Annotated in this window: 25 protein-coding genes; 8 read left to right on the forward strand and 17 right to left on the reverse strand. The window is 68.1% G+C overall.

Translation table 11 applies throughout. The features are described from left to right. Positions 1-2 precede the first annotated feature (2 nt). The 3 genes from RIB98_10235 to RIB98_10245 are packed head-to-tail and all read right to left on the reverse strand — an operon-like array spanning position 3 to position 2,183. Positions 3-650, reverse strand: coding sequence for a hypothetical protein (locus RIB98_10235; GenBank protein ID MEQ8841350.1), 648 nt, complete (start codon positions 648-650; stop codon positions 3-5). Between the two features lie 16 nt (positions 651-666). Further along, a complete protein-coding gene (locus RIB98_10240) occupies positions 667-1,419 on the reverse strand; it encodes an SDR family oxidoreductase (GenBank protein MEQ8841351.1) in 753 nt (250 codons plus the stop codon). Positions 1,420-1,430: 11 nt separating this feature from the next. Continuing rightward, a complete protein-coding gene (locus RIB98_10245) occupies positions 1,431-2,183 on the reverse strand; it encodes an SDR family oxidoreductase (protein ID MEQ8841352.1) in 753 nt (250 codons plus the stop codon). A 58-nt stretch (positions 2,184-2,241) separates the two neighbouring features. Between RIB98_10245 and RIB98_10250 the strand changes: the two genes are divergently transcribed. Beyond that, complete coding sequence (locus RIB98_10250) at positions 2,242-2,883, forward strand: PaaI family thioesterase (protein MEQ8841353.1); 642 nt, start codon at positions 2,242-2,244, stop codon at positions 2,881-2,883. Position 2,884: 1 nt separating this feature from the next. Here RIB98_10250 and RIB98_10255 read toward each other — a convergent pair whose 3' ends face one another. Beyond that, positions 2,885-3,547, reverse strand: a complete 663-nt coding sequence (locus RIB98_10255) for an alpha-ketoglutarate-dependent dioxygenase AlkB (GenBank protein MEQ8841354.1) — start codon at positions 3,545-3,547, stop codon at positions 2,885-2,887. Positions 3,548-3,637: 90 nt separating this feature from the next. Here RIB98_10255 and RIB98_10260 point away from each other — a divergent pair, with 90 nt between their 5' ends. Further along, on the forward strand, positions 3,638-4,405 hold the full coding sequence (locus RIB98_10260) for a crotonase/enoyl-CoA hydratase family protein (GenBank protein ID MEQ8841355.1): 768 nt from the start codon (positions 3,638-3,640) through the stop codon (positions 4,403-4,405). Positions 4,406-4,422: 17 nt separating this feature from the next. Here the strand turns inward: RIB98_10260 and RIB98_10265 are convergent, their stop codons facing one another. From RIB98_10265 to RIB98_10275, 3 genes are read right to left on the reverse strand one after another with little or no spacing between them, the layout of a single operon-like run. After that, complete coding sequence (locus tag RIB98_10265; GenBank protein ID MEQ8841356.1) at positions 4,423-4,827, reverse strand: plastocyanin/azurin family copper-binding protein; 405 nt, start codon at positions 4,825-4,827, stop codon at positions 4,423-4,425. A 43-nt stretch (positions 4,828-4,870) separates the two neighbouring features. Further along, the gene (locus RIB98_10270; protein ID MEQ8841357.1) at positions 4,871-5,575 is read right to left on the reverse strand and encodes a VOC family protein; all 705 of its coding nucleotides are present in this window, start codon (positions 5,573-5,575) and stop codon (positions 4,871-4,873) included. Then, the gene (locus RIB98_10275) at positions 5,572-6,390 is read right to left on the reverse strand and encodes an alpha/beta fold hydrolase (protein MEQ8841358.1); all 819 of its coding nucleotides are present in this window, start codon (positions 6,388-6,390) and stop codon (positions 5,572-5,574) included. Before RIB98_10275 ends, RIB98_10270 begins: the two co-directional genes overlap by 4 nt. 80 nt (positions 6,391-6,470) lie before the next feature. On the opposite strand from RIB98_10275, the gene RIB98_10280 reads away from it, so the two are divergent. After that, complete coding sequence (locus RIB98_10280; protein MEQ8841359.1) at positions 6,471-7,202, forward strand: maleylpyruvate isomerase family mycothiol-dependent enzyme; 732 nt, start codon at positions 6,471-6,473, stop codon at positions 7,200-7,202. 29 nt (positions 7,203-7,231) lie between these two features. Here the strand turns inward: RIB98_10280 and RIB98_10285 are convergent, their stop codons facing one another. The 3 genes from RIB98_10285 to RIB98_10295 all read right to left on the reverse strand — a co-directional run bounded on the left by RIB98_10285 (position 7,232) and on the right by RIB98_10295 (position 11,259). Next, positions 7,232-8,389 (reverse strand): hybrid sensor histidine kinase/response regulator, encoded by a 1,158-nt coding sequence (locus RIB98_10285; protein ID MEQ8841360.1) that lies wholly within the window; start codon positions 8,387-8,389, stop codon positions 7,232-7,234. Then, the gene (locus RIB98_10290; protein ID MEQ8841361.1) at positions 8,386-8,973 is read right to left on the reverse strand and encodes a response regulator; all 588 of its coding nucleotides are present in this window, start codon (positions 8,971-8,973) and stop codon (positions 8,386-8,388) included. The genes RIB98_10285 and RIB98_10290 overlap by 4 nt, the downstream gene beginning before the upstream one ends. A 198-nt stretch (positions 8,974-9,171) precedes the next feature. Beyond that, on the reverse strand, positions 9,172-11,259 hold the full coding sequence (locus RIB98_10295) for an AAA family ATPase (protein ID MEQ8841362.1): 2,088 nt from the start codon (positions 11,257-11,259) through the stop codon (positions 9,172-9,174). Positions 11,260-11,341: 82 nt separating this feature from the next. Here RIB98_10295 and RIB98_10300 point away from each other — a divergent pair, with 82 nt between their 5' ends. Beyond that, positions 11,342-12,850 carry an MBOAT family protein gene (locus tag RIB98_10300; protein ID MEQ8841363.1) on the forward strand — a complete coding sequence of 503 codons (1,509 nt, stop codon included), beginning with the start codon at positions 11,342-11,344 and terminating at the stop codon, positions 12,848-12,850. A 29-nt stretch (positions 12,851-12,879) separates the two neighbouring features. After that, entirely contained in the window at positions 12,880-14,016 is a 1,137-nt protein-coding gene (locus RIB98_10305) for a DUF459 domain-containing protein (protein MEQ8841364.1), read from the forward strand. A gap of 99 nt (positions 14,017-14,115) precedes the next feature. Here the strand turns inward: RIB98_10305 and RIB98_10310 are convergent, their stop codons facing one another. Beyond that, complete coding sequence (locus RIB98_10310) at positions 14,116-14,667, reverse strand: YqgE/AlgH family protein (protein MEQ8841365.1); 552 nt, start codon at positions 14,665-14,667, stop codon at positions 14,116-14,118. 56 nt (positions 14,668-14,723) lie between these two features. Between RIB98_10310 and RIB98_10315 the strand changes: the two genes are divergently transcribed. Continuing rightward, entirely contained in the window at positions 14,724-15,512 is a 789-nt protein-coding gene (locus tag RIB98_10315; protein ID MEQ8841366.1) for a hydroxymethylpyrimidine/phosphomethylpyrimidine kinase, read from the forward strand. On the opposite strand, the gene RIB98_10320 is transcribed toward RIB98_10315, so the two are convergent. From RIB98_10320 to RIB98_10330, 3 genes are read right to left on the reverse strand one after another with little or no spacing between them, the layout of a single operon-like run. Continuing rightward, complete coding sequence (locus RIB98_10320) at positions 15,500-15,841, reverse strand: SET domain-containing protein-lysine N-methyltransferase (protein ID MEQ8841367.1); 342 nt, start codon at positions 15,839-15,841, stop codon at positions 15,500-15,502. The two genes, RIB98_10315 and RIB98_10320, sit on opposite strands and share 13 nt — an antisense overlap. Then, the gene (locus RIB98_10325) at positions 15,838-16,197 is read right to left on the reverse strand and encodes a hypothetical protein (GenBank protein MEQ8841368.1); all 360 of its coding nucleotides are present in this window, start codon (positions 16,195-16,197) and stop codon (positions 15,838-15,840) included. The genes RIB98_10320 and RIB98_10325 overlap by 4 nt, the downstream gene beginning before the upstream one ends. A 36-nt stretch (positions 16,198-16,233) precedes the next feature. Then, on the reverse strand, positions 16,234-17,475 hold the full coding sequence (locus RIB98_10330; GenBank protein ID MEQ8841369.1) for a class I SAM-dependent methyltransferase: 1,242 nt from the start codon (positions 17,473-17,475) through the stop codon (positions 16,234-16,236). Positions 17,476-17,530: 55 nt separating this feature from the next. Between RIB98_10330 and RIB98_10335 the strand changes: the two genes are divergently transcribed. Further along, a complete protein-coding gene (locus tag RIB98_10335) occupies positions 17,531-18,316 on the forward strand; it encodes an isocitrate lyase/phosphoenolpyruvate mutase family protein (protein MEQ8841370.1) in 786 nt (261 codons plus the stop codon). 15 nt (positions 18,317-18,331) lie between these two features. On the opposite strand, the gene RIB98_10340 is transcribed toward RIB98_10335, so the two are convergent. Genes RIB98_10340 through RIB98_10350 form a run of 3 tightly spaced genes read right to left on the reverse strand, consistent with a single transcriptional unit; the run spans position 18,332 to position 21,485 of the window. Next, positions 18,332-19,306: a M48 family metallopeptidase gene (locus RIB98_10340; protein MEQ8841371.1), complete on the reverse strand. Its 975-nt coding sequence runs from the start codon at positions 19,304-19,306 to the stop codon at positions 18,332-18,334. Positions 19,307-19,318: 12 nt separating this feature from the next. After that, positions 19,319-20,134: a hypothetical protein gene (locus RIB98_10345; protein ID MEQ8841372.1), complete on the reverse strand. Its 816-nt coding sequence runs from the start codon at positions 20,132-20,134 to the stop codon at positions 19,319-19,321. A 46-nt stretch (positions 20,135-20,180) separates the two neighbouring features. Further along, positions 20,181-21,485: an S-layer homology domain-containing protein gene (locus tag RIB98_10350; protein MEQ8841373.1), complete on the reverse strand. Its 1,305-nt coding sequence runs from the start codon at positions 21,483-21,485 to the stop codon at positions 20,181-20,183. 172 nt (positions 21,486-21,657) lie between these two features. Here RIB98_10350 and RIB98_10355 point away from each other — a divergent pair, with 172 nt between their 5' ends. Next, on the forward strand, positions 21,658-22,854 hold the full coding sequence (locus RIB98_10355; protein ID MEQ8841374.1) for an amidohydrolase family protein: 1,197 nt from the start codon (positions 21,658-21,660) through the stop codon (positions 22,852-22,854).

Below are 22,854 nucleotides of genomic sequence, written 5' to 3' on the forward strand. Positions count from 1 at the left end.
TGTCAGTCGGCGCCGAGGCGGCGGCCGAGGGCGCCATCGACGCCGGGGAGCTGCGGTTGCACGCCGTGGACTCCCTGGCGCTCGGTGAAGCGCTCCATGACGATCTCCTCGACCTCGGCCCAGTTCATGGCCCGGGGGTCGCGTTCGTCCCGGTTGTAGGGCTGATCGAACACGATCACTTCGTTTCCGGCCTTGCGGAGCGCGGCGATGTTGACCGGTGAGTCGTCGAGGTAGAGGTCGGCCTCGACCGCCGGCTTCGCGCCGAGAAAGCACAGATCGCGATACGGGATGTGGGCCTCGTCGAGCCACTCGACGGTGTCGGCCACGGCGGTCCTGTGCGCGCCGTTGACATGCAGCCGACGAGTGAGGATGCGGATCCAGATCCCCGCGTCGGACAGGCGCCACAGCGTCTCTGCGGCACTCTCGACCGGGGCGAGGTCTCGGAGCATGTGCCGTTCGATCACTGCGTGGCGATAGTGATCCTCGACATCGCTCGGCTCGAGTCCCCATTCGGCGAAGCTCCAGCTCCGCTCGAGCGGCAGCGATGCTTCGGCAACGCCGAGCCGATCGGCGACGACGGTCCGGAAACCGGCGGTGTCGTCGGCGCACACGCCGTCGAGCCCGACGCCGAGCACGAACGGTTCGGTCACGCCATCGATCGATCGGTCAGGACGCCGTCAGGCCGCTGTCGGCGTTGATGACCGCGCCGTGGATGTTGCCGGCCTCGTCCGACGCGACGAAGGCGAAGAGCGCCGCGATGTCGTCGGGCGATCCGAACCCCCGGAAGCCCATCGATGGCGCCATGAGGTCGAAGTCAGTGTCGTCGGCGAGGACGTAGCCCTGGTTCATCGGGGTATCGGTGCCGCCGGGAGCGATGGCGTTGATGCGGATCGGCTGTTTCACGAACTCCATGGCCAGGGCCCTGGTGAGTTGCACGACCGCGCCCTTGGTGGCGCAATAGGGAGCGAGATAGGCCTGCCCCATGAACCCGGCGTTCGAGGCGATGTTCACGATGTTGCCCTCGGCCGAGACGATGTGGGGGAGGGCGGCCTGGCACATGAAGTAGGTGCCATCGACGTTGATGGCGAAGATGCGGCGCCAGTCGTCGTAGGTCACGTCGGCGGTGTTGCGCATCCACGAGATCGCCGCGAAGTTTCCGAGCACGTCGAGTCGCCCGTGCGTGTCGACGCACTCGGCGATGGCGGCCGCGCACGCCGCCGGGTCGGAGATGTCGGTCACGCGGGTGGTCATCGTGGCCCCCGTGGCCTTGATCTCCTGGGCCGCTGCGGCGAGACCATCGGCGTCGATGTCCATACCGAAAACGGTGCCGCCCTCGGCCGCAATGCGCCGTGCGGTCGATCGTCCCATGCCGCTCGCGGCGCCGGTCAGGGCCACGATCCTTCCGTCGAAACGTCCCATGTCCGTCGGTTTCAGGAGGCCGTGAGGCCGCCGTCGGCGCTGATGATGCTGCCGTGGATGTTTCCCGCCTCGTCGGAGGCGATGTGGGCGAAGAGCGCGGCGATCTGCTCCGCGGTGCTGGCGGCCCGGAATCCCATGTAGGGCTTCATCAGATCGAAGTCGACGTCGGCCTGGATCTCGAAGTTGTGGACCAGTGGCGTGTCGATGCCCCCGGGGGCGATGGCGTTGATGCGGATCGGCTGCTTCACGAACTCCATGGCGAGGGCCTTGGTCATGTTGACGACCGCACCCTTGGTCGCGCAGTAGGGCACCGTGTAGGCCTGGCCCATGAGCCCGGCGTTGCTGGCGATGTTGACGATGTTGCCCTCACGCTCGATCACGTGGGGGAGCGCGGCCTGGGTGAGGAAGAACATGCCCTTCAGGTTCACGTCGTTCATCATGTCCCACTCCTCCTCGGTGACCTGGTGGACGTGACGCTGGTTGGCGATGCCGGCGATGTTGCCGACGACGTCGATGCCGCCGAACTCGGCCACACAGTCGGCCACTGCGGCACGACACTCGGCGACATCGCGGATGTCGGTGACACGGGTGGCCATGGTGCCGCCCGCGTCGTCGATCGTGGCCTGGGTCTCGGCCATGCCGGCGGCGTTGACGTCGAGTCCGTAGATCCGGGCGCCTTCCGATGCGAGGCGGATGGAGGTTGCCCGGCCGACGCCGGAGGCGGCACCGGTGAGCAGGGCGGTCTTTCCTTCGAAGCGGTTCACGGCGCGGACACTATCGGTGGGTTGCGTGATCGGGCGAACCACCGAATACGTTCGGCGGATGGCTGACACCGTCGACGACCTGAACACTGCGCTGCGAGGCCTCATCGACGCGGTCCGCACGGCTGACCTCGAGGGCGTCGACGTGTCATCGCCGGTGCGGTCGATCCGGGCGTTGACCGACGATCTCGCACCGCATCGCGTCGATGGCATACGCATGCAGGCGGGCCTGAGAATGGACCAGGTCGCCGCGGGGCAAACCATCCCCATGGAGGGTCGCGAGATGGTTGATCCCGTTGCCTTCTTCCCGTACAGCCCGGTCGTCGGCCGGCGGAACCCGATCTCGCCGCCGGCCACGTTTCGACGGGTCGACGGTGAGCACGGCTACGAGATCCACGGCGACGCCGAACTCGGCGCGGCCTACAACGGGCCACCCGGTTCGGTTCACGGCGGCATCATCGCGCTCGTGTTCGACGAACTGCTCGGGTGCGTGTGCGTGTCCAACGGCCTGGGCGGGTTCACCGGCACGCTCACCGTGATCTATCGCAATCTCACACCGCTCGAGGCGCCGCTGACGCTGCGGGGCTGGCACGACCGCACCGAGGGTCGCAAGATCTTCGCCAAGGGCACCCTGCACCACGGCGACACGCTGTGCGCCGAGGCCGAAGGGATCTTCATCCGCAGCGAGATGGATCCCCGCTAGTTCACCCGCTCGGGGTGTCGGCGTCGACGGTTCGATACCACCAGTCATCGCCGGGCCCGTCGTCGACGTGGCGAAACGTGAGACTCATGCGCGGCGCGGCCGACGCCATCTTCGGCACGCAGTGCTCCCAGGCGTGCTGACACGCGCCGCCCATGACGAGCAGGTCGCCCGAGCCCAGGGTGAGCCGCACGGACTCGCCGCCGCCCTTGGGGCGCAGGCTGAACCGGCGCACGCCCCCCAGGGAGCAGATGGCGACGATGGGGTCGACCTTCTGGAGACCGATGCGGTCGGAATGCCACGCCACCGAGTCGTTGCCGTCGCGGTAGTAGTTGACGAAGTTGCTGTTGATCGTGCCGCCGTAGCGGGCCTCGAGCCAGGCTCGGATGGCGTCGATGAGCGCCGACTGTTCGGGATCGTCGATGTCGAGGCGGCCGTGGAGCCTGGGCTCCTCGACCATGCGTCCGTACATGGGCCGACTCCCGCCCCGCCACTCGAGATCGGCGGCGAGGGTCTCGAGCAACTGGTCGGCCCCGGTCAACCAGTGGCGGCTCACGTCGACCCAGCTGGCCTCGTCGAGGGCAATGCGTTGGACGGCGGCGTCGGCGACCACGGCTGGTTGGCCTAGGGCAAACAGGGTGGTCTGGTAGGTGCCGAGCGCCGCCATGCGGAGCACTGTAGGCGAACGCCTGTTCGTGCACAACCTGTGGTGTCGCGAGATCCTGGTGGGCGGGGGAGCGGCGGCATACGGTGCCGCATGACTGTGCACGTGGAAACCGACGGGGCCGTACGGATCGTCACGATCGACCGCCCGGAACGTCGCAATGCGGTGGATGCGTCCACCGCGGCCGAGTTGTTCGACGCGTTCGAGGACTTCGCGGCCGACGACGATCTCCGGGTGGCGATCCTCACCGGCGCCAACGGCACCTTTTGCGCCGGCGCGGACCTCAAGGCGATCGCCGAGGGCGGCGGCAACCGCGTCGATCTCCGCGGACCCGGGCCGATGGGTCCGACGAGGCTCGATCTGGACAAGCCGGTGATCGCCGCGATCGAGGGGTTCGCCGTCGCCGGCGGCATCGAACTGGCCGTGTGGTGCGATCTGCGGGTCGCCGCCCGCGACGCCACGCTCGGTGTCTACTGCCGGCGCTGGGGAGTGCCGCTGGTCGACGGCGGCACGATCCGCCTGCCCCGCCTGATCGGTGCGTCGCACGCGAACGATCTGATCCTCACCGGCCGCGGTGTGGGCGGCGACGAGGCGCTCGCCATGGGTCTGGTCAACCGGCTGAGTGCGCCCGGGGAGGCGCTCGCCGATGCGCTCGTGCTGGCCCACGAGCTCGCGTCGCTCCCGCCGCGGTGCATGCGGTCGGACCTGCGTTCGACGAAGGATCAGTGGGACCTGTCGATGCCGGACGCGCTGGCCCGCGAGGCCGAGCTCGGACTGGCCACGATCATGAGCGGCGAGACGCATGAAGGCGCCGCCCGCTTCGCCGGGGGCGCGGGACGCCACGGCGAGAGTGCGACCTGATCAGGAGTGCGCTGGGATCAGCCCTGAACGTTCACGACGCCGGTCATGTCGGGATGGATGTCGCAGTGGTAGGCGAAGGTGCCGACCTCGTCGAAGACCTGCGTGAACGAGGCGCCTTCGGCCAGCTCGGCCGAGTCGAACTCGTCGTTGTCGCCGGTGACGGTGTGGGGGACACCCTGGTCGTTGCGCCACGTGACTTCGGTTCCGACATCCACGGTGAGGTCGGCGGACACGAACGCGAAGTCGTCGATGACGACCTCGGCGGTTCCTGCGGCATCCGTCTGCTCGGCGGTGTCGGCCGTGTCGTCCACCGCAGTGTCGTCCACCGCGGTGTCGTCCCCGGCATCGTCGCCGCACGAGGTGAGGGCGACGGCACAGCAACCGACGGCGACTGCTCGCAGGATGGATGAGAAGTTGGGCATCGAGAGCTCCGCTCGATCGGGCGATTCGGCCGGCGAGACGACCCTAGTCTGCGTCGACCGGCGCCGGGACGGGTGGGTCCGGATAGTTCATCGCCGCGGCGATGTCGTCGTCGGACATCGACGCCAGCACCTGGAGCACCTCGGGCGGGTAACCCATCGCCGGCTTCGTCGGATCGAGGGAGGGCTGGGCGACCGAGCCGGGGCTCCCGACGGGATCGGCGGGCGGGTTGCGGTAACGGGCGAGATCGTCGGCCGAGATGCCGGCGAGTGCGACCACCTCGGGATCGATCCAGTTGTCGGCCGGGATCGGCGCGGGCGACGAGGCAACCTCGAGGGTGAGCCCCTCCGGCCCCGCGAAGTAGATCGAGTGGCACATGCCGTGGTCGACCGGACCGAGGACCGTCACTCCGTGGGCCCGCAGACGGTCGCGCATCCGCAACAGGTCGTCGAACGAGTCGGCGTTGAACGCCACGTGTTGCATCGTTCCGGGCGCCGACGGGTCGCCCGGCGTGCCGGAGTGCGAGACACCCGGGATCGGCTCGATCTCGTGGTTGGCCTTCATCTCGACGAACGCGATCGAGCAGGTGTCGTCGAGCTCGACGAACGCGTGCCACGCGTCGAGTCCGTGCATCCAGTAGAGGGCAACGAGCTCGGCACCGAGCACCTGGGTGAAGAACTCGATCTGGGCCTTGACGTCGGCGGTCGAGATGGCGAGATGGTGCACGCCGTTGGGATGGGTCACGGTCATGAGAGCTGCCTCCGGCACCAGTCGACCACAATGGGGGAGTATTCGGCAGTGTGGAACATCATGAGCTGGTGCACGCCGCCGGGGTGTTCGTGGACCTCGACGGGGCCGCCGACCATCCCGGCCACGTGGCGGACGGTGCTCGGCGAGGCGATCGGGTCGTGCTCGCCGACCGTGAACAGGATCGGGCTCGTGTTGTCCGCCGGGCTCACGACCGGGTCGAAGGTGTAGAGCGTGGCGTACGACGCCAGGTCGAAGAACCAGGTGTTGAGCGGGTCGGACTCCTTCTGCTCGAGTGCACCCTTGTAGCCGTAGTCCTCGTCGAGGTCGATGAATCGGCGGATGTCGAAGCGACCGGTCTCGCCGACCTCGGCCAGTATCCGCTGGCCGTCGGGCGTGCGCCACGGTGAATCGAGAGCGGCGGCGGTGCCGGGCACGGCGAATCCCATCAGGACCGCGCCCACCACGTGCTCGGAGGCGCCCAGAACCGCGTAGGCCGGCATCACGCCGAGGCTCGAGCCCTTGACGAAGACCGGGAGTCCGGTGAGGTCGTGGATGTGGCCCGCCAGTTCGGCACACGCATCGACCCACCGCCCGACCGTCCACGTGCCTTTCCGGCTGGCCATCGCGGAACGGCCGTGACCGGGGAGGTCGATCGACCAGACATCGACGCCCTTGCCGGCGTGGTGGGCGCAGAACTCGTCGTAGATGCCACCGTGGCCGCCCATGCCGTGGATCACGATCAACGCGTGGTCGGCGTCGGGTCCCTCGAATCGATAGGCGAACGTGCCGCCGACCATGTGCTCGGTTCGTTGCATCCGGGCCCTTCCGCTCGGTCGACCGCAGCGTAGTGCGTCGACCGGAACGGGTTCTCCGGAGGTCTGCCATGATCGGGACCATGCACGCTGCCGACTACTACGCCTCCACGCGCCGACGCATGGTCGAACTGGCCCTCGAGATCGACCCGTTCGCGGCGGTGCCGGCGTGTCCGGGTTGGACCGCACGCGACGTCGTCGCCCATGTCGTGGGCCTGGCGAGCGACGTCGTTTCGGGTCGCACGTCGGGCTACGCCGGCCCGGAGTGGACCGAGGCACAAGTACGGGCTCGGTCGGGAGACTCGATCCCGGACATGCTCGCGGAGTGGGACGGGCTGATGCCCGCCTTTCTCGCGATCAACCGGGACCTGGCCGGGTCCTCACTGCCCGAAACCATCGACCACGTGCTCGGACCGGTGCCCAAATCCTCGTTCGAGGCGGCCTTTCACGTCGACCTCCTCCACCACGAGCACGATCTGCTCGGTGCCCGAGGCACGCCCCGACGGGTGGCGCTCGATGCCGATGTCGCGGCCATGGCGGCACAGCTCGCCAACGTGCGGGCCCAGTTCGCCGCCGCCGACCTGCCGTCGCTGCGCCTGATCGCCACCGACGCCGATCGTGACTGGCGCATCGGTCGCGACGAGCCGACCGTGACGGTCACGGCATCGGTGATCGACTACCTCAGGTCGTTCGGGGGACGACGCACCCTCGACGAGATCGGGGCCCTCGCATGGTCGGGTGACCGCACCGGGATGGTCGAGCAGATGGTGCTGCCGTTCTTCTCGGTGCCGGCCGAACCGATCGCCGGGGGCTGAAGCGGGAGGGGTGGTCGGGCCCCACGCCCTCAGAGAAGGATCTGCCCGGCATCCGGTGCGCGTTGAAGCCGCACGATGACGGCGGTCCCCTGAACAGGCCCGTCTTCGGCGATCCAGATCATTCCCCCGAGTCCGCGAACGATCCGACGACAGATCGCGAGCCCGAAACCGAGACCGGCCGCAGTGTCGTGGTGCGCTCGTTGCAGTGGCGCGAACACCTCCTCACGCATGTCGGAAGGGATCCCGAGACCGTTGTCGACGAGAGTGAGATCGACCCAGGGCCCCTTGGCGACCATGTCGAAGCGCATGACGAGCCGCTCGTTCGGACGCCGGTACTTGATGCTGTTCGACACCAGATTCGTGAAGACCCGCCGGAGGAGGACCCGATGGCCCCAGACCTGCAGTAGCGGGTTCGTCGGCATGGCGAGGTCCGAGTCGACGGTATCGAGGTCGGCTTCGAGGGTCTCGCACGCCGCATGGACGACCGAGGACAACGACAGGGGCTCGGGATCCGAGACCTCGTCGCGCAGTCCCGCGTAGTCGAGCATCGTCAGGATCATGGAGTCGACGCGGCTCAACGCCTCGTCGAGGCGGCCGGCGAGATCGAGACAGACCGGGTCCTCGGTCTCGATCCGATCGAGCAGTCGATCAGCGAGCAGCCGCGATGTGCGCACTGGTGCCCTGAGGTCGTGGGCGACGACCTGGGCGAACTCACCGAGATCGGCATCCTGCTCAGCGATGGTCTCGGCCGCGGTTGCGAGTTCCTGCTGTGAACGATGCCGCGCGATGGCGTAGCGGACCGATCGTTCGAAGCTCTCGACACAGAGCTCGTCCTTCTTCAGGTAGTCCTGCGCCCCGAGGCGGAGCGCCCGGAGGGTCAGTTTGTCGGTGGCGGTGCTGGACTGCACGATGACCGGCGTGTTCGACACTCGCTCGCAGATGGCCCTGACGCTGTCGAGCCCGCTGGCGTCCGGGAGGGTGAGATCGACCATCACGAGGTCCGGGTTCAGCCTGTCGAGCATGGCCAGGCCGGCTGCGAGGGTGGTCGCTCGATGCAGTGGCCAGCTCGGCACCGTTTCGAGAAGGTAACCGCTGATCATCTCCGCATCGAGGTCGTCGTCCTCGATGAGCAGCAGACCACCGAACTCGACGGGGGGCGATTCCTCGGCCGTGGCCGTGGCGGTCATGTCAACCAGCCGTCGTGACTCGAGAGAACGTCCTCGATCTGGGCGAACAGCTCGTCTTCGGAGATGGTGAGGTCGATCACCGGCTCCAACGAGACAGGCGGCCGGTAGGGGAGGTGATTCGCACGCTCCGGCAGTTTCTCGGCGAAGTCGACCATGCCGCTGAACTCGCTGGGCTTCATTTCGAACCAGTGGGCCCCGTTGGCGAAGGCGGCTGTCTCGTCGACCTTTCGGGTCGAACTCGTGAAGACGATCACCGGTATCTGCCAGAGGGTGTCGTGGCGCTGCAAGGCCTCGAGGGTGCGATGACCGTCCAGACCGGGCATGCGGAGATCCAGGAGAATGAGATCGGGGAGGGCTTCCAGCGACGTGAGCTTCTCCAGGCGGTGCAGCAGCGTCGTCCCGTCGTCGTGGAAGACGAAGTCGGCATCGAGGCCGGCCGCCTCGGCCGCCATGGACATCAACAGATGGTCGTTGTGATCGTCATCGACCATCACGATCTCGAGCCGCCGGCCGTTTCGATCGCCGTCGCGGTGCCCGCGATGGGCGGTCCGATTCGTCGTCGTGTCCTGCGTCCGTGTGCTCATGGCTCCCACCTTGTATCGAGGGCATCCGCTCTGGGTGCCTTGTTCGACCATGTGCTCCCGTCGGCGCGTTGTGAAGCGATATGAGCCGTTCGGCCCATGAGGTGCGGACGATTGTCATCGGTCCGCTCACTGCGCGCGTTCGAATCGGACGCAAGGCGTGGGAATCGCCGTCACCCGTGGCGCGCGAGCCCGACGTGCTCAGTCGCGCTGGTCTCGCTCGATGCGGAGGGGGGACGGCATCTCGTGGGTCCGCACGATGAGCAGACGCTGGACCGACCTGGTGAGGGCCACGTAGAGCAGCCGCAGACCGTTGGGGAGCGGCACGAACTCGCCCGGTTCGACCACGATGGTGGCGTCGAACTCGAGGCCCTTGGCGGTCGGCGGGTCGACCACCGAGATCGGATGGTCGAGCGCAACCGCCGAACGGGTGTCGCCCGCGTCGAGTCCGGCCTCGGCCAGTGCCGCGAGCACATCGTCCATCCGGTCGGGCATGGCGATCACGCCGATGGTCGACCAGTCGCCGCCGAGTTCGCCGGCCAGTTCGGCGACGGTGACGGCCAGGTCCCGCTCGTCGACCACATGGTGCTCGGCCCCTTCACCGCGACTGCGGATCGAGGTCGACGGGGTGATGTCGGGTGCCGTCACCGGCAGCAGTCGGTTGGCGTAGTCGAGGATCGGCCCGGGAACCCGGTAGCCGACGGTGAGCTCTCGCCGTCGCACCAGCGAACCGTCGATGCCGAGGCCGGTGGTGACCGCATCCCACGAGGTCTGGGCGCCCACGCCGGTGGCCTGGGCGATGTCGCCGAGGATCGTCATCGAGCCGCCCTCGGCTCGTCGCCCGGCAGCCCTGAGGGCCATGGCCGACAGGTCCTGGGCTTCGTCGACGATGACATGTCCGTAGGTGCGACCGGTGCCCGTGGTGAGTGCGTTGGCCTCGTCGAGCAGGGGCAGGTCGGCGGCCGCCCACGGCTCGTCGGCGATCTTCCTGGCCGATGAGCGTTGGAGCAGCTCCGCCTCGTCGTCGGACAGCACACCGGCGACCACCTTCTTGCGACTCGAGGGACTTCCGAGCAGTGAACGCACGAGCTGGGCGCCGCTCAGGCTCGGCCAGATCTTGTCCACCGTCTTCTTGAAGCCGGGACTCTTGCGGAGCTCGGGGAGCAGTCGGGCCAGGTCCTCCTGCGCCACCTCGCGGTCGATCAGCTGCTGTCGTGCCGCTCGCAACAGCACCTCGATGAACACGCCCTTGGCGTCGTTGAGCGGCAGGTCGTTGTCACGAGCGGTCGTGATGGCGTCGGCGATCGTGGCGGGGGAGTAGCGCACCGAACGCAGGCCGAGGGGGACGACCTGTTCGTCCGCAGGAACCCTGATCCGGGCATCGGCCAGCCGGCGCAGCACCTGGGCCATCTCGGCCCGCCCTTTCACCTCGGTGACCTCCGGTGGCTCGTCGGCTCGCACCCGCACGCGGGCGCTGAGCAGTGAGGTGATGGTGGCCTGGCTCACTGCGGTCTCGCCGAGTGAAGGGAGCACGTTGGCCACATAGCGCAGGAAGACCCGGTTCGGCCCGATGACGAGCACGTGGCTCTGGGCCAGGGCCTGGCGGTGTTCGAAGAGCAGGTAGGCGGCGCGGTGGAGCCCCACGGCCGTCTTGCCGGTGCCGGGCCCGCCCTGCACGAGCAGACACTCGTCGAGCCGGGCGCGGATGATCTCGTCCTGCTCGGCGGCGATGGTGGCGACGATGTCGCTCATCTCACCGCTGCGGCCGCGCTCGATCTCGGCCAGCACGGGGTCGGGGATGCCGGCGGCGGTGACCGAGTCGGGGTCGTCGAGGTGCTCGTCGAAGATGGCGACGAGTTCGTCGACCTCACAAGAGAAGCGGCGGCGGCGAGCGAGGCCGAAGGCGTCGACCGCAGTGGCTCGGTAGAACGGGATCGCCACCGGGGCTCGCCAATCGACGATCACCGGTGCGCCCTCGGCGTCCTCGATGTGGCGACGGCCGACGTACCAGTGGTCGCCGTCGGTGATCACGGGGTCTTCGTCGATGCGACCGAAGCAGAGCGCGACATCGCCGACATCGACGGCGGCGCGTCGATCGGCCATGTGGGCGCGGGCGAGCTTGGCGTCGGCCGAGTCCTCGTCGCGGACGCGCTGATCGGCGAATTCGAGCACCTGCTGCGACCGGGCGACCATCGAATCGAGCGCGACGCGAGCCTCGTGGAGGTAGCGCTGCTCGGCTTCGTGGTCGGGGTGACGGTCGTTCGGCTGCGGCCCCTCTGCCTCCGACATGGGTGTGACCGTAGCCTCCCCGAAACGACGTGGTCACAGAGATAGCCTGCGCCTCGGGCGGACACAGGAGGTTCTCTTTCCCGTGCTGTTCCCCACATTCACCTTCGCGGCTTTTTTTGCCGTGGTGCTCCCCGTGAGCTGGATGTTGAGAGAGCGCGTCACCGCCTGGAAGCTGTTCATCCTCGCTGCGTCGTATTACTTCTACGGCTACTGGGACCTGCGCTTCGTCGTCCTGCTCGCCGGAGCCACGCTGGGCAACGAGGTCGCCGCGATCGCCGTGCATCGCAGCAGCAACGACCACGCCCGCAAGGCTGCCGTCACCGCCGCGGTGGGCCTGAACCTCGTCCTGCTCGGCTTCTTCAAGTACTACGACTTCTTCACGGATTCGCTCGAGCGCAATCTCGGTCTCTCCAGCCCGGCCCTCGACGTGGTGCTCCCGATCGGTATCTCGTTCTTCACGTTCCAGGGCATCAGCTACGTGGTCGACGTCTACCGCAGGGACACACCGCCGGCCCCGCTGCTCGACTTCGCGGTCTACCTCTCGTTCTTCCCCCAGCTCGTGGCCGGACCGATCGTGCGGGCCGTCGAGTTCCTGCCCGAGTTGCGCACCGACCGGGTGCCGAACCAGGTCGAGGCGGGCCGGGCGGTGGTGCTCATCGGGCGCGGACTCTTCAAGAAGGTCGTGATCGCGGACTTCCTTGGTCGGGCGATCGTTGCCGACACCTTCGGTACGCCGGGCGAGTACGGCGGGCTCGACATCCTCTTCGGGATCTATGGCTACGCCATTCAGCTCTACGCCGACTTCAGTGGCTACACCGACATGGCCATCGGTATCGCGCTACTGCTCGGCTTTCGGTTCCCGCAGAACTTCGACCGTCCGTATGCGGCCGTCTCTGTGCAGGACTTCTGGCGTCGCTGGCACATGACCCTGTCCCGATGGCTGCGGGACTACCTCTACTTCCCGCTGGGCGGCAACCGGAAGGGCCGGTTCATCACCTATCGCAACCTGCTCATCACGATGGGCCTCGGGGGACTGTGGCACGGCGCCGCGGGCACGTTCGTGGTGTGGGGCGTCTACCAGGGGCTCGGCATGGCAGGGGAGCGGTTCATCTCCGACCTGCGCGGCGAGAAGGACACGCCGCTCGACTCCCGCGACGTACGCATCCAGGAGATCGCCCGCCTCCATTCGGGCGCGGCGGTCGACGCGTGGCGCGAAGATCCCTCGTCGCCGGTGCCGTTCACCCCGCTCGAGGTGAGATCGCTGTGGCTGGGTCGGCTGGTCACGTTCCACTTCGTCTGCATCGGTTGGGTCATCTTCAACAGTGCGTCGCTGGGACGGGCGGGTGACGTGCTCTGGTCGGTGTTCAGCGGCTGGGGCGAGGCGCCCGAACTCGTGAATCCGCTGGTCGTGCTGGTCATCGTCGGCTCGATCGCCGCCCAGTACGTGCCGCCGCTACTGGTGCGGCAATGGGCCGCGATGTTCTCGGTGGTGCACCCGATCGTGGTATCGGTCGCATTCGCGCTATGGATCATGGTGGTCGTTGCCCTCGGTCCCGAGGGCATTTCCGAGTTCATCTATTTCCAGTTCTGATGGCGAGTTCTGACGGGAGGTGACGAGAGATGGAACACAGTGACCCGCTGAAGCGGGCGACGGCGCCGCGAGAGCGCGGCGAGACCTGGGACGACGAGAAGTTCAAGCAGGCCCGCGAAGACGATCTCCGCCAGCGCACTTCCGATTCTCGTTCGGCGGTCGTGGCGGCGCTCACCTGCCTGCTGCTCGCGACCCTCTTGACCTCGGGGAAGATCGTGGAGATCGCCGAGCGTCAGGAGTTCGGCGACACCCGCGACCGGCAGTTGGCCGTTGCCGAGAACATCGACCGGGTGGCCAACTTCCTGTCGTTGAACCGTCCTTACGACGCCATTCACGACGTCCGGGGCATCGGCGACGACGCTGCGGCGCGCATCGACAGCATCGACGACGTTGCCGATGACCTGGGCCTCGACGTGGTCGTGCCCGACATCGAGTCGCTCCCGGGTGACGACACCGAGGACACCGCCGACTCGGGAACGACGACGACCACGACCACCAGCACGACCGTGCCGGTCGTGCTACGTGAGGTCGACGCGTCGTCGCCGCTCACGGTGTTCGTCGGTGGCGACAGCCAGGCCGAGTACCTCGCCCAGGCCGTCACCACCGAATCCGACCTCGCCTTGCGCGTCGAGGCCCAGTTCGAGATCTCGACGAGCCTGGCCCGCCCCGACTACTTCAACTGGCCGGCCCGGCTTCGTGAGATCGACGAGGCGCAGGACCCCGAGGCCGTGGTCCTCTTCATCGGCGCGAACGATCATCAGGACATGTCCGCGGCTGACGGTACGCGGTTGGTCGAGGGATCGGTCGAGTGGCAGACAGAGTGGAGTCGCCGGCTCGCGATCACGTTCGACCTGCTCGAACGGCCGGGGCGTCACATCTTCTGGGTGACCCAGCCTCCGATGCGCGACGGTGATCTCAACACCGGTGTCGGCATCGTCAACGATCTCGCCGCTGCGGTGATCGCCGAACGCGATTTCGTGTCGGCCATCGACATCTGGCCCCTGTTCGGCGGTGATGCCGGCTTCTCCGCGCGCATTGTCGGTCCCGACGGCACCGACACCCGGGCCCGCATCGACGACGGTGTCCACCTGACCCGCGAGGCGTCCTCTTGGGTCGCCGACCTCGTCTTCGCCGAACTCACCCGCCTGTGGCAGTTCACCCCCTGAGTTGGGACGCTGGGGTCAGACCCCCGTCCCACCTTATGTCCGGCCCGGTGTCCGACCCTCCGTCGTAGTTGCAGCGGGGGTCTGACCCCAGTGCTGCAACTAGTTGTCGTGGGGGTCCTTGGGGTAGTGGGCGAGGCGGCCGAGGGGGCCGGGTTGGCGGCCGAGGACCTCCCACCACAGCTCGAACGGGTCGTCGGTGTGCACATCGGTGAGCTCGGCATCGAGCACGAACCAGCCGTCGTCGACGAGCTCGGCTTCGAGCTGGCCACCCGTCCAGCCGGCATATCCGGCGTACATGCGGACCTCTTCGAGCCCGGGAACCTCGCTCGGATCGACGTCGAGATCGACGGTGCCGATCCGGCCGAGCACCTGATGCCAGTTGTCGCCGGCATCGTCGAGACTGACCGATGCGAGCGCGATCACGGAGGATGGCGACACGGGGCCGCCGAGGAAGATCACGCCCGGCGGCACGGCCCGGCCGGCCCACGGCTCGATGGTCGACGCGACGGGAAGCTCGCTCGGCCGGTTGAGCACCACGCCGATCGCACCCTCCTCGTTGTGTTCGAGCATGAAGATGACCGTGCGCGTGAAGTTGGGATCGAGCAGGCCGGGGTTCGCCACCAGCAATCGGCCTCGCGTGGACTCGTTCATCAGGTGCAGTCTCGCGTGTGGCGGGACTCCATTGGTGCTGTGGCACGATCGACCACGTGACTCCACCCGTCGTTCTCACGATTGCCGCCCACGATCCGCTCGGCGGCGCCGGCATCGCCGCCGACCTCACGACCTTCGCGGCGCTCGGCGTCCACGGCATGGTTGCCGTGACGGCCGTCAGTGCTCAGCGATTCGATGCGGTCGAGCAAGTCGTCGCCACGCCGGCCGACCTGTTGGCGCGTCAGCTCGACGGTGTGATCGCCTCGGCGACGGTCGCCGCCGTGAAGGTGGGGCTCCTCTTCGACCCTGCGCAGGTCGAGGTGGTCGTCGAGCGGGTCGCCGACGGACGACTGCCGGCGCCCGTGGTGGATCCGGTGATGGTCGACGGTCGCGGCACCCGATTCGTCGCCACCGAGATCGAGGCCGCCGCGCGGGCGCAGTTGTTCCCGCTCACCGCCGTTCTCACCCCCAATCGGGCCGAGGCGACGTTGCTCGGGGGGTCGTCGACCGAGCTGGCCGGCCTCGGCGCCGGGCTGGTCGTCGTGACCGGCGGGGGTGCTCGGGCGACCGACCTGCTCGTGTGGTCCGACGGTTCGACGGAGGAACTCACGGGAGAGTGGGTCGACACCGTCAACGTGCGCGGAAGCGGGTGCACGTTCGCGGCAGCGGTCGCCGCCGGCCTCGCGCGCGGTGCCGACCGGGCTGTCGCAGTGCGGGCGGCCAAGGACTTCGTGACCGCCCGGTTGCGCGACAGCGCGAACTGGCGTGTCGGTCCGGTCGGCACCGTCGGTCCTGTCGCGCATCGGTTGATCGACGCCGCCGAGCCGTCTCGTCAGGGGACGTGAGCCCACTCGTCGCCGTAGTCGAAGAGCAGTTCTTCGCCGGCGGCGATGTCACGGATGGCGAAGAGTTCGGGTCCGTCGAACTCGGCATTGGGCGACTGGCTGTGGTTCAGGTAGCGGAGCAACCCGGTGCCGTCGATGCCGTGCCAGGCGTCGCCTTCGTCGTCCTCGATCCACAGCACGAAGGTGTCGTCGACCTCGGTCGGATCGCCGTCGTAGCTGCCGATGTGGGTGCCCGCGGCGATCGCTGTCCGGGCGAAGACACCGGTGCCGTGAACCGGTGATTCCCCGGTCTCGACGAGGTCGGCCAGCGCAGCCGCACGCTCGGTCACTGATCCGACTCGAGCGGTAGGGCGACGACGTCGGCGGCGCGATGGTCCTCGGGCTTGCGGCGGTGCCGACTGTCGCTGATGAGTGAGCGGCTGATGGCCGCCGCCGCGAGGTCCTCCATGTCGGCTCGCAGCGGGTCGCGCAGGAAGCCGTCGACCGACGGCGCGTCGGGGAAGGACATCACCAGCAGTGCGTCGGGGGCACCCGGACCGGCGTCGACCTCGGCGGCGCGGCGCTCGAGGGCCCCCTGGTTGCGGGGGAGCAGGGCGATGAGTCGGTCGACGTATTCGTCGAACCGGTCGGGCGCCCCGGTACCCCACAGGCGCAGGGTCAGTTCGATGCGCGTGGCGTCCTCCATCGGCGCCACGGTAGTGCGCGGCGTCGGGGCGGCGGGTCAGTGGTGCACGGTCGCGTAGAGCGCCTTGAGATACGCGCCCTGCGCGAACCCGATCGGATGATCGAGTGGATGGCCCGTGCGGTCGAATTCTCGGATCTCGACGCCCTCCCGGCGAGCGGTGAAATGCACAGCGTGGAAGAAGTCCTCGGCCGGTACACGACTCGAGCACGACGCCTGAAGGTAGGTGCCGCCGTCGCAGGTCAACGCGAACCCCAGGCGGGAGAGTCGCTCGTAGGCCGCCATCGCGCCGTCGACGCTTGCCTGGCGTTGTGCGAACGAGGGTGGATCGATGATGACGAAGTCGAATCGCTCGTTGCGTCGGAGGAGCCCCTCCATCACCTCGAAGGCATCACCGTGATGGACGAGGTGGTCGCAGGCCGCGACCGCCGGGTCCGGGCGGTTGTGCGCCATGTTGCGTTCGGCCGCGTCGAGCGCCGGCCTCGAGAGGTCGACGGAGTGCACCTCGGTCGCCCCTCCGGCGGCGGCATGCACCGTGAACCCGCCGGTACAGCTGAAGACGTCGAGCACGCGTCGTCCTCTGGCCAGACCGCGCACCAGGGCCCGGTTGTCGCGCTGGTCGAGGAAGTGACCGGTCTTCTGTCCGGTCGTCGGGTGGGCTTCGAACGTGAGTCCGTTCTCGAGGAACATCACCGGCTCGGCCGGCGGAGGGCCGTGGAGCGGGGCGCCTTCGACGAGCCCGAGCGACGGCTGCGGCTCGACCGAGCGGGCGAACCGGATGATCAGCGATCGGGGAACGAGGCGGTCCACCAGAACGGGGACGAGGTCGGCCAGGTGGGGGATCCAGCCGTCGGTGTAGATCTTGGCGACGACCACGCCGTTGTAGTCGTCGACGACGATGCCCGGCATCGCGTCGTTCTCGCCGTGGATCAGCCGGTAGGCGTTGTGGTCGGGATCGTCGAGGAGCGGACGGCGACGCTCGACGGCCTCGGCCACGCGCCGATCCCAGAACGTCGCGTCGATTGTTGCCGGCTTCCCGGCGTGGAGGATCTTGATGCAGATCGGCGAGGCCGGATCCCACATGCCGATCGCGGCGAACTTGCGGTCGTCGTCGAAGATGACGGCGAGGTCGCCGGGCGCGCCGCGGTGTGACACCGAGTCGATCGAGTCCTCGTAGACCCACGGATGGCCGTGGCGAATGTGGCGCAGGGCGTCCTTCGTGACCCGTACCGCCATGCGCTTCGAGCCGGGTGTCGGCAGGGCAGCGAGGTCGACGGTCACCCCGCAACGCTATCGACCAAGGGATTCATGTTGCAGGAGCGTGTAGGAAGGGCGAATGGAGATGGCACGTCACGCCGAACTCGGGGCCCGATTCCGTGCGCTGCACCGGTCCGGGTGTTTCCTGCTGGCCAACGTCGGCGACGCGGGAACGGCCAAGGCGCTGGGCGAGGCCGGGGTCGATGCCATCGCGACGTCGAGTTCGGCGCACGCGGAGACGATCGGTCGTGCCGATGCGGCCGGTGACGTGACGATGGAGGAACACGCCGAACACACTGCGGCGCTGGTGGCGGCCGGCGATCTTCCGCTCAACGTCGACGCCGAGAACGGTTACGGCCACGAGCCCGAGACGATGGCTGCGGCCGTACAGCGCTTCGCGGCGACCGGCGCGGCGGGGATGGGCATCGAGGACTGGTCCGGCGACGCCGAACGGGGGCTCTACGATCGTGCGCTCGCCGTGGCCCGCATCGAGGCGGCGGTCGAGGCGGCCAACGCGCTCGACCGGCCATTCGTGATCACGGGCCGCACCGAGGTGCTGCTGTACGGGCTCGACGGTGGGATGGCCGAGGCGCTGGCCCGACTCCAGGCGTTCGCCGATGTCGGGGCCGAGTGTCTCTATGCACCCGGCACCTGGGATCTCGAGAGCATCCGCACGGTGGCGGCCGAGGCCGGCGGGCCCACCAACATCCTGGTGCCGATCGGGTCGAGCCTCACGTTCGACGAGGTCGCCGAGGCCGGTGCCCGTCGCATCAGCATCGGTGGATCGCTCTACACCGCGCAGGTCGCCCACGGTCGAACCCTCGTCGACTCGATTCGCCGGACCGGGTCTTTCCGGGGACGGTAGACGGGCAGTTCGCCGTCAGGTGTCGCGCTCGGCGCGCCAGGCGCCGCTGACCTTCTCGGCGACCGAGCCGACCTTGGCGCCGACGTCGTCCACGATCTTCCGGGCGCTGGCCGCATACCCGGCCGCAGCATCGCCCAGGTCCTCGGAGTAGGGCTGCTCGGCGTCGTCGCTCGGGGTGCGATAGTCGCCGTCGAGGATCGTCTGGTAGTCGCCGCTGTCGATCCAGTCGCGTAGCTCGGCCACCCGGACCACCGCGAAGGGGTGGGTGGCGCCGAGGGCGGCGAGCACCTTGTAGATGCCGGCCAGGGTGTCGCCGTCGTCGCGGTACTCGTCGCTCTGGGCGATGAAGGCGTCGAGGTCGAGTTGTTCGCCGCGGCTGCCGCCGGCGATGCGCATCAGCGCGCCCATGACGACGGTGGGGTCCTGGGTTGCGAGCAAGCCGGCCCGGTCGCAGGAGAGCTCGGAGCGCCGCGACCATTCGAGCAGCCCGTAGAGCACGGGACGGACGGCGACGCCGGCCAGCGGATAGCGGGTGAGCGCGAACCGCATCAGGATGAACAGCATCGTGCGATACACGGCGTGGCCACTCATGATGTGGGCGACCTCGTGGGCGATGACGGCCTCGAGCTCGTCGCGGTCGAGGATCTCGACCGTCGAGGAGTTGAGCACGATGAACGGCTCGTCGAACCCGACGGCACCGGCATTGACCAGGGGTGTCTGGGAGATGTAGAGCTCGGGCACGTCGGCCAGATCGAACGTGTCGCACACCTTCAGCAGCCGCTGGTGGACCCACGGGTACTGGGTCTCGCCGACCTTGACCGCGTTGGCCTTGAACGTGAGGCGAACCGACTTCTCACCGAACATGCCGACGAGTTTGCGCAGCACGAGGTCGAACCCGGGGATGCGCCGCAGCGCGTTGAGTGCGGCCCGGTCGGTGGGGTGTTCCCACGCGGTCGGGCTGATGTCGGGGAACCGGATGTGCGTGGCCATACCCCCTCGACGCTATGGGCCGGTCGTTGCGACGAGGTCGACGTCGTAGATCGCGCCGTCGCCGCTGAAACGCACGGTGGTCGAGATCGGCTCGACGCTGTTGAACCAGACACCGCCGGTCGAGCCGGGCGGCAGCGCGCTGAGCAGGTTCTGGTCGATGAGCTGACCGAGTGGGCCGTAGGCGGCGACCCACACCGTGAAACCGACGTCGATCGGGTCATCGGGATTGCCGAGCGAACCGAGGAACAACAGGATCGAGTCCCAGATGCCCGGGGTCACCGCCGCCTCGACGTTCGCGGCCGCCGTGGTGAGCGCAGCGGCAACGGCCTGCGGGTCGGTGAGCTGGGCGATGGTCAGGGGCTCGACCTGGTTCACGAGTTCGGCCTGCAGCGCGGACTCGACGTCGTTCATCAGGTTGTTGATCGTGCCCCACGGGGTGAGGTCGCTCTCCATCACGATCATCACGGTGCCGACGAGTTCCGGCACCTTCCCGAACGCGATCAGGTCGTCGAACGTCGAGTTCTGCACGTTGGGGAACTGCACCGCACCCATCGACGACGGGATGCTGAGCACGGCACCGTCGTCGGCGCCGCTGCCGAGTTCGGCCAGGTTGCCGATGAACTCCGCCGACGCGGATCCTGCCGTGCCGGGAATGACCCGCCACTTGATCACTGCGACGTAGGGCTCGTCACCGTTTTCGAAGAACCCGTCCTCCTGCGCCTGCACGACCGTGAGCGTCGTGGCGCCGACGTCGACGGTGCACGCCGCCGCGAGCAGGGCGAGTAGGAGAACGAGCGGAAGGGTGAGTCGTCGTGTCGTGCCGATCATGTGACCATCTTCACATCGGGTGCCGACAGCGGCAAGCGGACGAGGGCTACTCCGTGGTCTCGAGGAGCCGGTAGACGCGGGCGAGGAACGCCGCCATCTGCTCGCGGTCGACCGTCTGGGCAGGGGAGTAGGTGGTGGCGCTGGTGCCCGTGGTGATGCCGAGCTGATGGATCTGGGCGATGTCGCCGTAGGCGAAGGAGCCGGGTTCGACGTCGTCGAAGGGGTAGTCGGCGAAGATCGGGCCGGGGCCGATCGTGTCGGGCTCGGCGGGGAGCGCGGAGGCTGCGGCCAGGGCCGGTTCGGCCAGCTTCTCGTGAATCCGACTGAGGAACGCGGCCATCTGCTCACGGCTCACCGAGCGGCCGGGGGAGTAGGTGGTCTGGCCGGTGCCGGTCGTGATGCCGAGCTCGAACAGCAGCGCGATGTCGTCATAGGCGAAGGAATCGGTGTCGACGTCGTCGAACGGGTAGTCGCCCTCCGGGGCCGGCGTGTCGGGGGCCATCAGGCGCCAGATACGGGCGAGGAACGCCGCCATCTGCTCGCGATCGACCGTCCGGTCGGGTGCGTAGCTCTCGGGCCCGGTGCCTTCGGTGATCGCCAGTTCGTAGAGCAGCGCGATGTCGTCGTAGGCGAACGAGCCGGCCTCGATGTCGCTGAACGGATAGGCCGGTGGCGTGGGCTCGGACCGGGGTGCCGGCGTGGCGGGAATCGGCGCGCCATCACAGTTGGTGGAGACGAAGGGCGGTGCCGGGCTACGGGGCTCGGCGGTGGCGATGTAGTCCACGCCGTCGATCCGCACGGGAATCTGGGTGTCCAGCAGATAGGAGCGGGAGTCCTCGGCACCGGAGCTGTCCCAGTAGGCGAGGTGCAGGTGGGCGAGCTTCTCTGCAGTGCTGCTGAAGATGTTGCCGGTGTTGCCCAGGAGTCCCAGGAGATCGCCGGTGGTGACCGTGTCGTGGAGTTCGACTGCGATCGAGTTCTCGACCAGGTGTACGTAGACCGCAGTCACGTCGCCGTAGTCGACCTCGAGATACGTGCCCGCGCCGCTGTTCCAGCCGTCCTGTGCGACATGGACCACCACGCCGTCGCCTTGGGCGAGGATCGGCTGGTCGAGGTCGTGCAGGGGGTCGGGCCACACGAGGCTCGTCCGGTTGAGGTCGAGCGTGAGGTCGTCGTGGCCATGGCCCGAGTAGGTCGTGCCCTGCCACTCGGTGCCGCAGGCGAAGGGCGCCAGCAGCACCTGCTCGGCTTCGGTCTCATCGACGGCCGCCGCCGGTGAGACGGCGAAGACCACGGCGACGACGACCGCCGCAGCGATCGCTCGGCGGAGATTGGAATGCAGTGTCGACATGAATCCTCCGGCCCGTCGCGGGCCGACTGTAACGCGTTCGTCATGTCATCGGTCGTCGCGTCGGCGACCTGAACCCGACCATGGAGAATCGTCGTCCCTCGAATCGACTCGACTTGACATAACGATGATTTCCGGCGTTTACGGGGTGAGAAGGGAGAGCTAGACAGGTGACATGGCTCAGGATCGCTACACCATCATTTCGGCCGACTGTCACGCCGGGGCCGACATCCCGGGCTACAAGCCGTATCTGGCCGCCGAGTACCACGACGAGTTCGAGGCATGGGCCGACTCGTACGTGAACCCGTTCTCGGACCTCGAGGATCCGACCCGGGTGCGCAACTGGGACAACGACTATCGCCAGCGTGAACTCGAGGGTGATCTCCAGTCCGCCGAGATCGTGTTCCCGAACACCGTGCCGCCGTTCTTTCCCACGGGTCAGCTGGTCGTGCGGCCACCGGCGAGCGGTCGCGATCACGAGCTGCGCCAGGCCGGGCTCACCGCCCACAATCGATGGCTGGCCGACTGGTGCGCCGAGCTGCCCGGCCGCCGCGCCGGCCTCGCGCAGATCTTCCCCAACGACGTCGCGGCGGCGGTGGCGGAGATCCACTGGGCCAAGGAGCACGGGCTGAAGGGCATTCTCTTCTCGGCCATTCCGCCCGATGCCGGCGTGCCCGCCCTCTGGGACCCGATCTACGACCCGGTGTGGGCCGCCGCGCAGGAAACCGGGCTGCCGATCAACCAGCACGGCGGCGCCGGCATCCCCGACATCGAGGGATCCCCCGGACGCAACATGTTGATGCTGATGGAGGTGCCCTTCTTCGCCAACCGAAGCCTCTGGCACCTCATCATCGGCGGCGTGTTCGAGCGCTACCCGGGGCTGAAGTTCGTCATGACGGAGCAGGCCGTGGGCTGGGTACCCGATGTGCTGGCCCGGATGGACGTCTACTGGGGTCTGTTCAAGGAGAACGGCCGGGTCGGCGAGATGCCCGCACCCGAGGACCTGCTCCCCCACGCCCCGTCGTTCTATTTCCACCGCAACTGCTGGATGGGCGCGAGCATGCCGTCGCCCGACGAGGCCGTGGCGATGCAGGCGCTCGGCGTCGACCGGGTGATGTGGGGAAGCGACTACCCCCACAAGGAAGGCACCTACCCCTACACGCTCGAGTCGTTGCAACACACGTTCCACGACTGGAACGAGGCTGACCTCCGCAAGGTGCTCGGCGAGACGGCCGCTGAGGTGTACGACCTCGACATGGCGGCGCTCGAGCCACTCGGCATCGGCCCCACCGTGGAGCAGGTCGCCACTCCCCTGGCCGAGAAGCCAACGGACACGTACAGCATGGCCTTCTCGCCCCGCCGTCTGGCCTAG

The sequence above is a fragment of the Acidimicrobiales bacterium genome (genome assembly GCA_040219515.1).
In the GTDB taxonomy this organism is placed as follows: domain Bacteria; phylum Actinomycetota; class Acidimicrobiia; order Acidimicrobiales; family Aldehydirespiratoraceae; genus JAJRXC01.

Excerpts from the sequence above, each read along its gene's own strand:
- RIB98_10240 (MEQ8841351.1), bottom strand. The coding sequence starts at position 1,419 with ATGGGACGTTTCGACGGAAGGATCGTGGCCCTGACCGGCGCCGCGAGC.
- RIB98_10250 (MEQ8841353.1), top strand. The coding sequence starts at position 2,242 with ATGGCTGACACCGTCGACGACCTGAACACTGCGCTGCGAGGCCTCATC.
- RIB98_10255 (MEQ8841354.1), bottom strand. The coding sequence starts at position 3,547 with ATGGCGGCGCTCGGCACCTACCAGACCACCCTGTTTGCCCTAGGCCAA.
- RIB98_10260 (MEQ8841355.1), top strand. The coding sequence starts at position 3,638 with ATGACTGTGCACGTGGAAACCGACGGGGCCGTACGGATCGTCACGATC.
- RIB98_10265 (MEQ8841356.1), bottom strand. The coding sequence starts at position 4,827 with ATGCCCAACTTCTCATCCATCCTGCGAGCAGTCGCCGTCGGTTGCTGT.
- RIB98_10270 (MEQ8841357.1), bottom strand. The coding sequence starts at position 5,575 with ATGACCGTGACCCATCCCAACGGCGTGCACCATCTCGCCATCTCGACC.
- RIB98_10275 (MEQ8841358.1), bottom strand. The coding sequence starts at position 6,390 with ATGCAACGAACCGAGCACATGGTCGGCGGCACGTTCGCCTATCGATTC.
- RIB98_10280 (MEQ8841359.1), top strand. The coding sequence starts at position 6,471 with ATGCACGCTGCCGACTACTACGCCTCCACGCGCCGACGCATGGTCGAA.
- RIB98_10285 (MEQ8841360.1), bottom strand. The coding sequence starts at position 8,389 with ATGACCGCCACGGCCACGGCCGAGGAATCGCCCCCCGTCGAGTTCGGT.
- RIB98_10290 (MEQ8841361.1), bottom strand. The coding sequence starts at position 8,973 with ATGAGCACACGGACGCAGGACACGACGACGAATCGGACCGCCCATCGC.
- RIB98_10295 (MEQ8841362.1), bottom strand. The coding sequence starts at position 11,259 with ATGTCGGAGGCAGAGGGGCCGCAGCCGAACGACCGTCACCCCGACCAC.
- RIB98_10305 (MEQ8841364.1), top strand. The coding sequence starts at position 12,880 with ATGGAACACAGTGACCCGCTGAAGCGGGCGACGGCGCCGCGAGAGCGC.
- RIB98_10310 (MEQ8841365.1), bottom strand. The coding sequence starts at position 14,667 with ATGAACGAGTCCACGCGAGGCCGATTGCTGGTGGCGAACCCCGGCCTG.
- RIB98_10325 (MEQ8841368.1), bottom strand. The coding sequence starts at position 16,197 with ATGGAGGACGCCACGCGCATCGAACTGACCCTGCGCCTGTGGGGTACC.
- RIB98_10335 (MEQ8841370.1), top strand. The coding sequence starts at position 17,531 with ATGGAGATGGCACGTCACGCCGAACTCGGGGCCCGATTCCGTGCGCTG.
- RIB98_10340 (MEQ8841371.1), bottom strand. The coding sequence starts at position 19,306 with ATGGCCACGCACATCCGGTTCCCCGACATCAGCCCGACCGCGTGGGAA.
- RIB98_10345 (MEQ8841372.1), bottom strand. The coding sequence starts at position 20,134 with ATGATCGGCACGACACGACGACTCACCCTTCCGCTCGTTCTCCTACTC.
- RIB98_10350 (MEQ8841373.1), bottom strand. The coding sequence starts at position 21,485 with ATGTCGACACTGCATTCCAATCTCCGCCGAGCGATCGCTGCGGCGGTC.
- RIB98_10355 (MEQ8841374.1), top strand. The coding sequence starts at position 21,658 with ATGGCTCAGGATCGCTACACCATCATTTCGGCCGACTGTCACGCCGGG.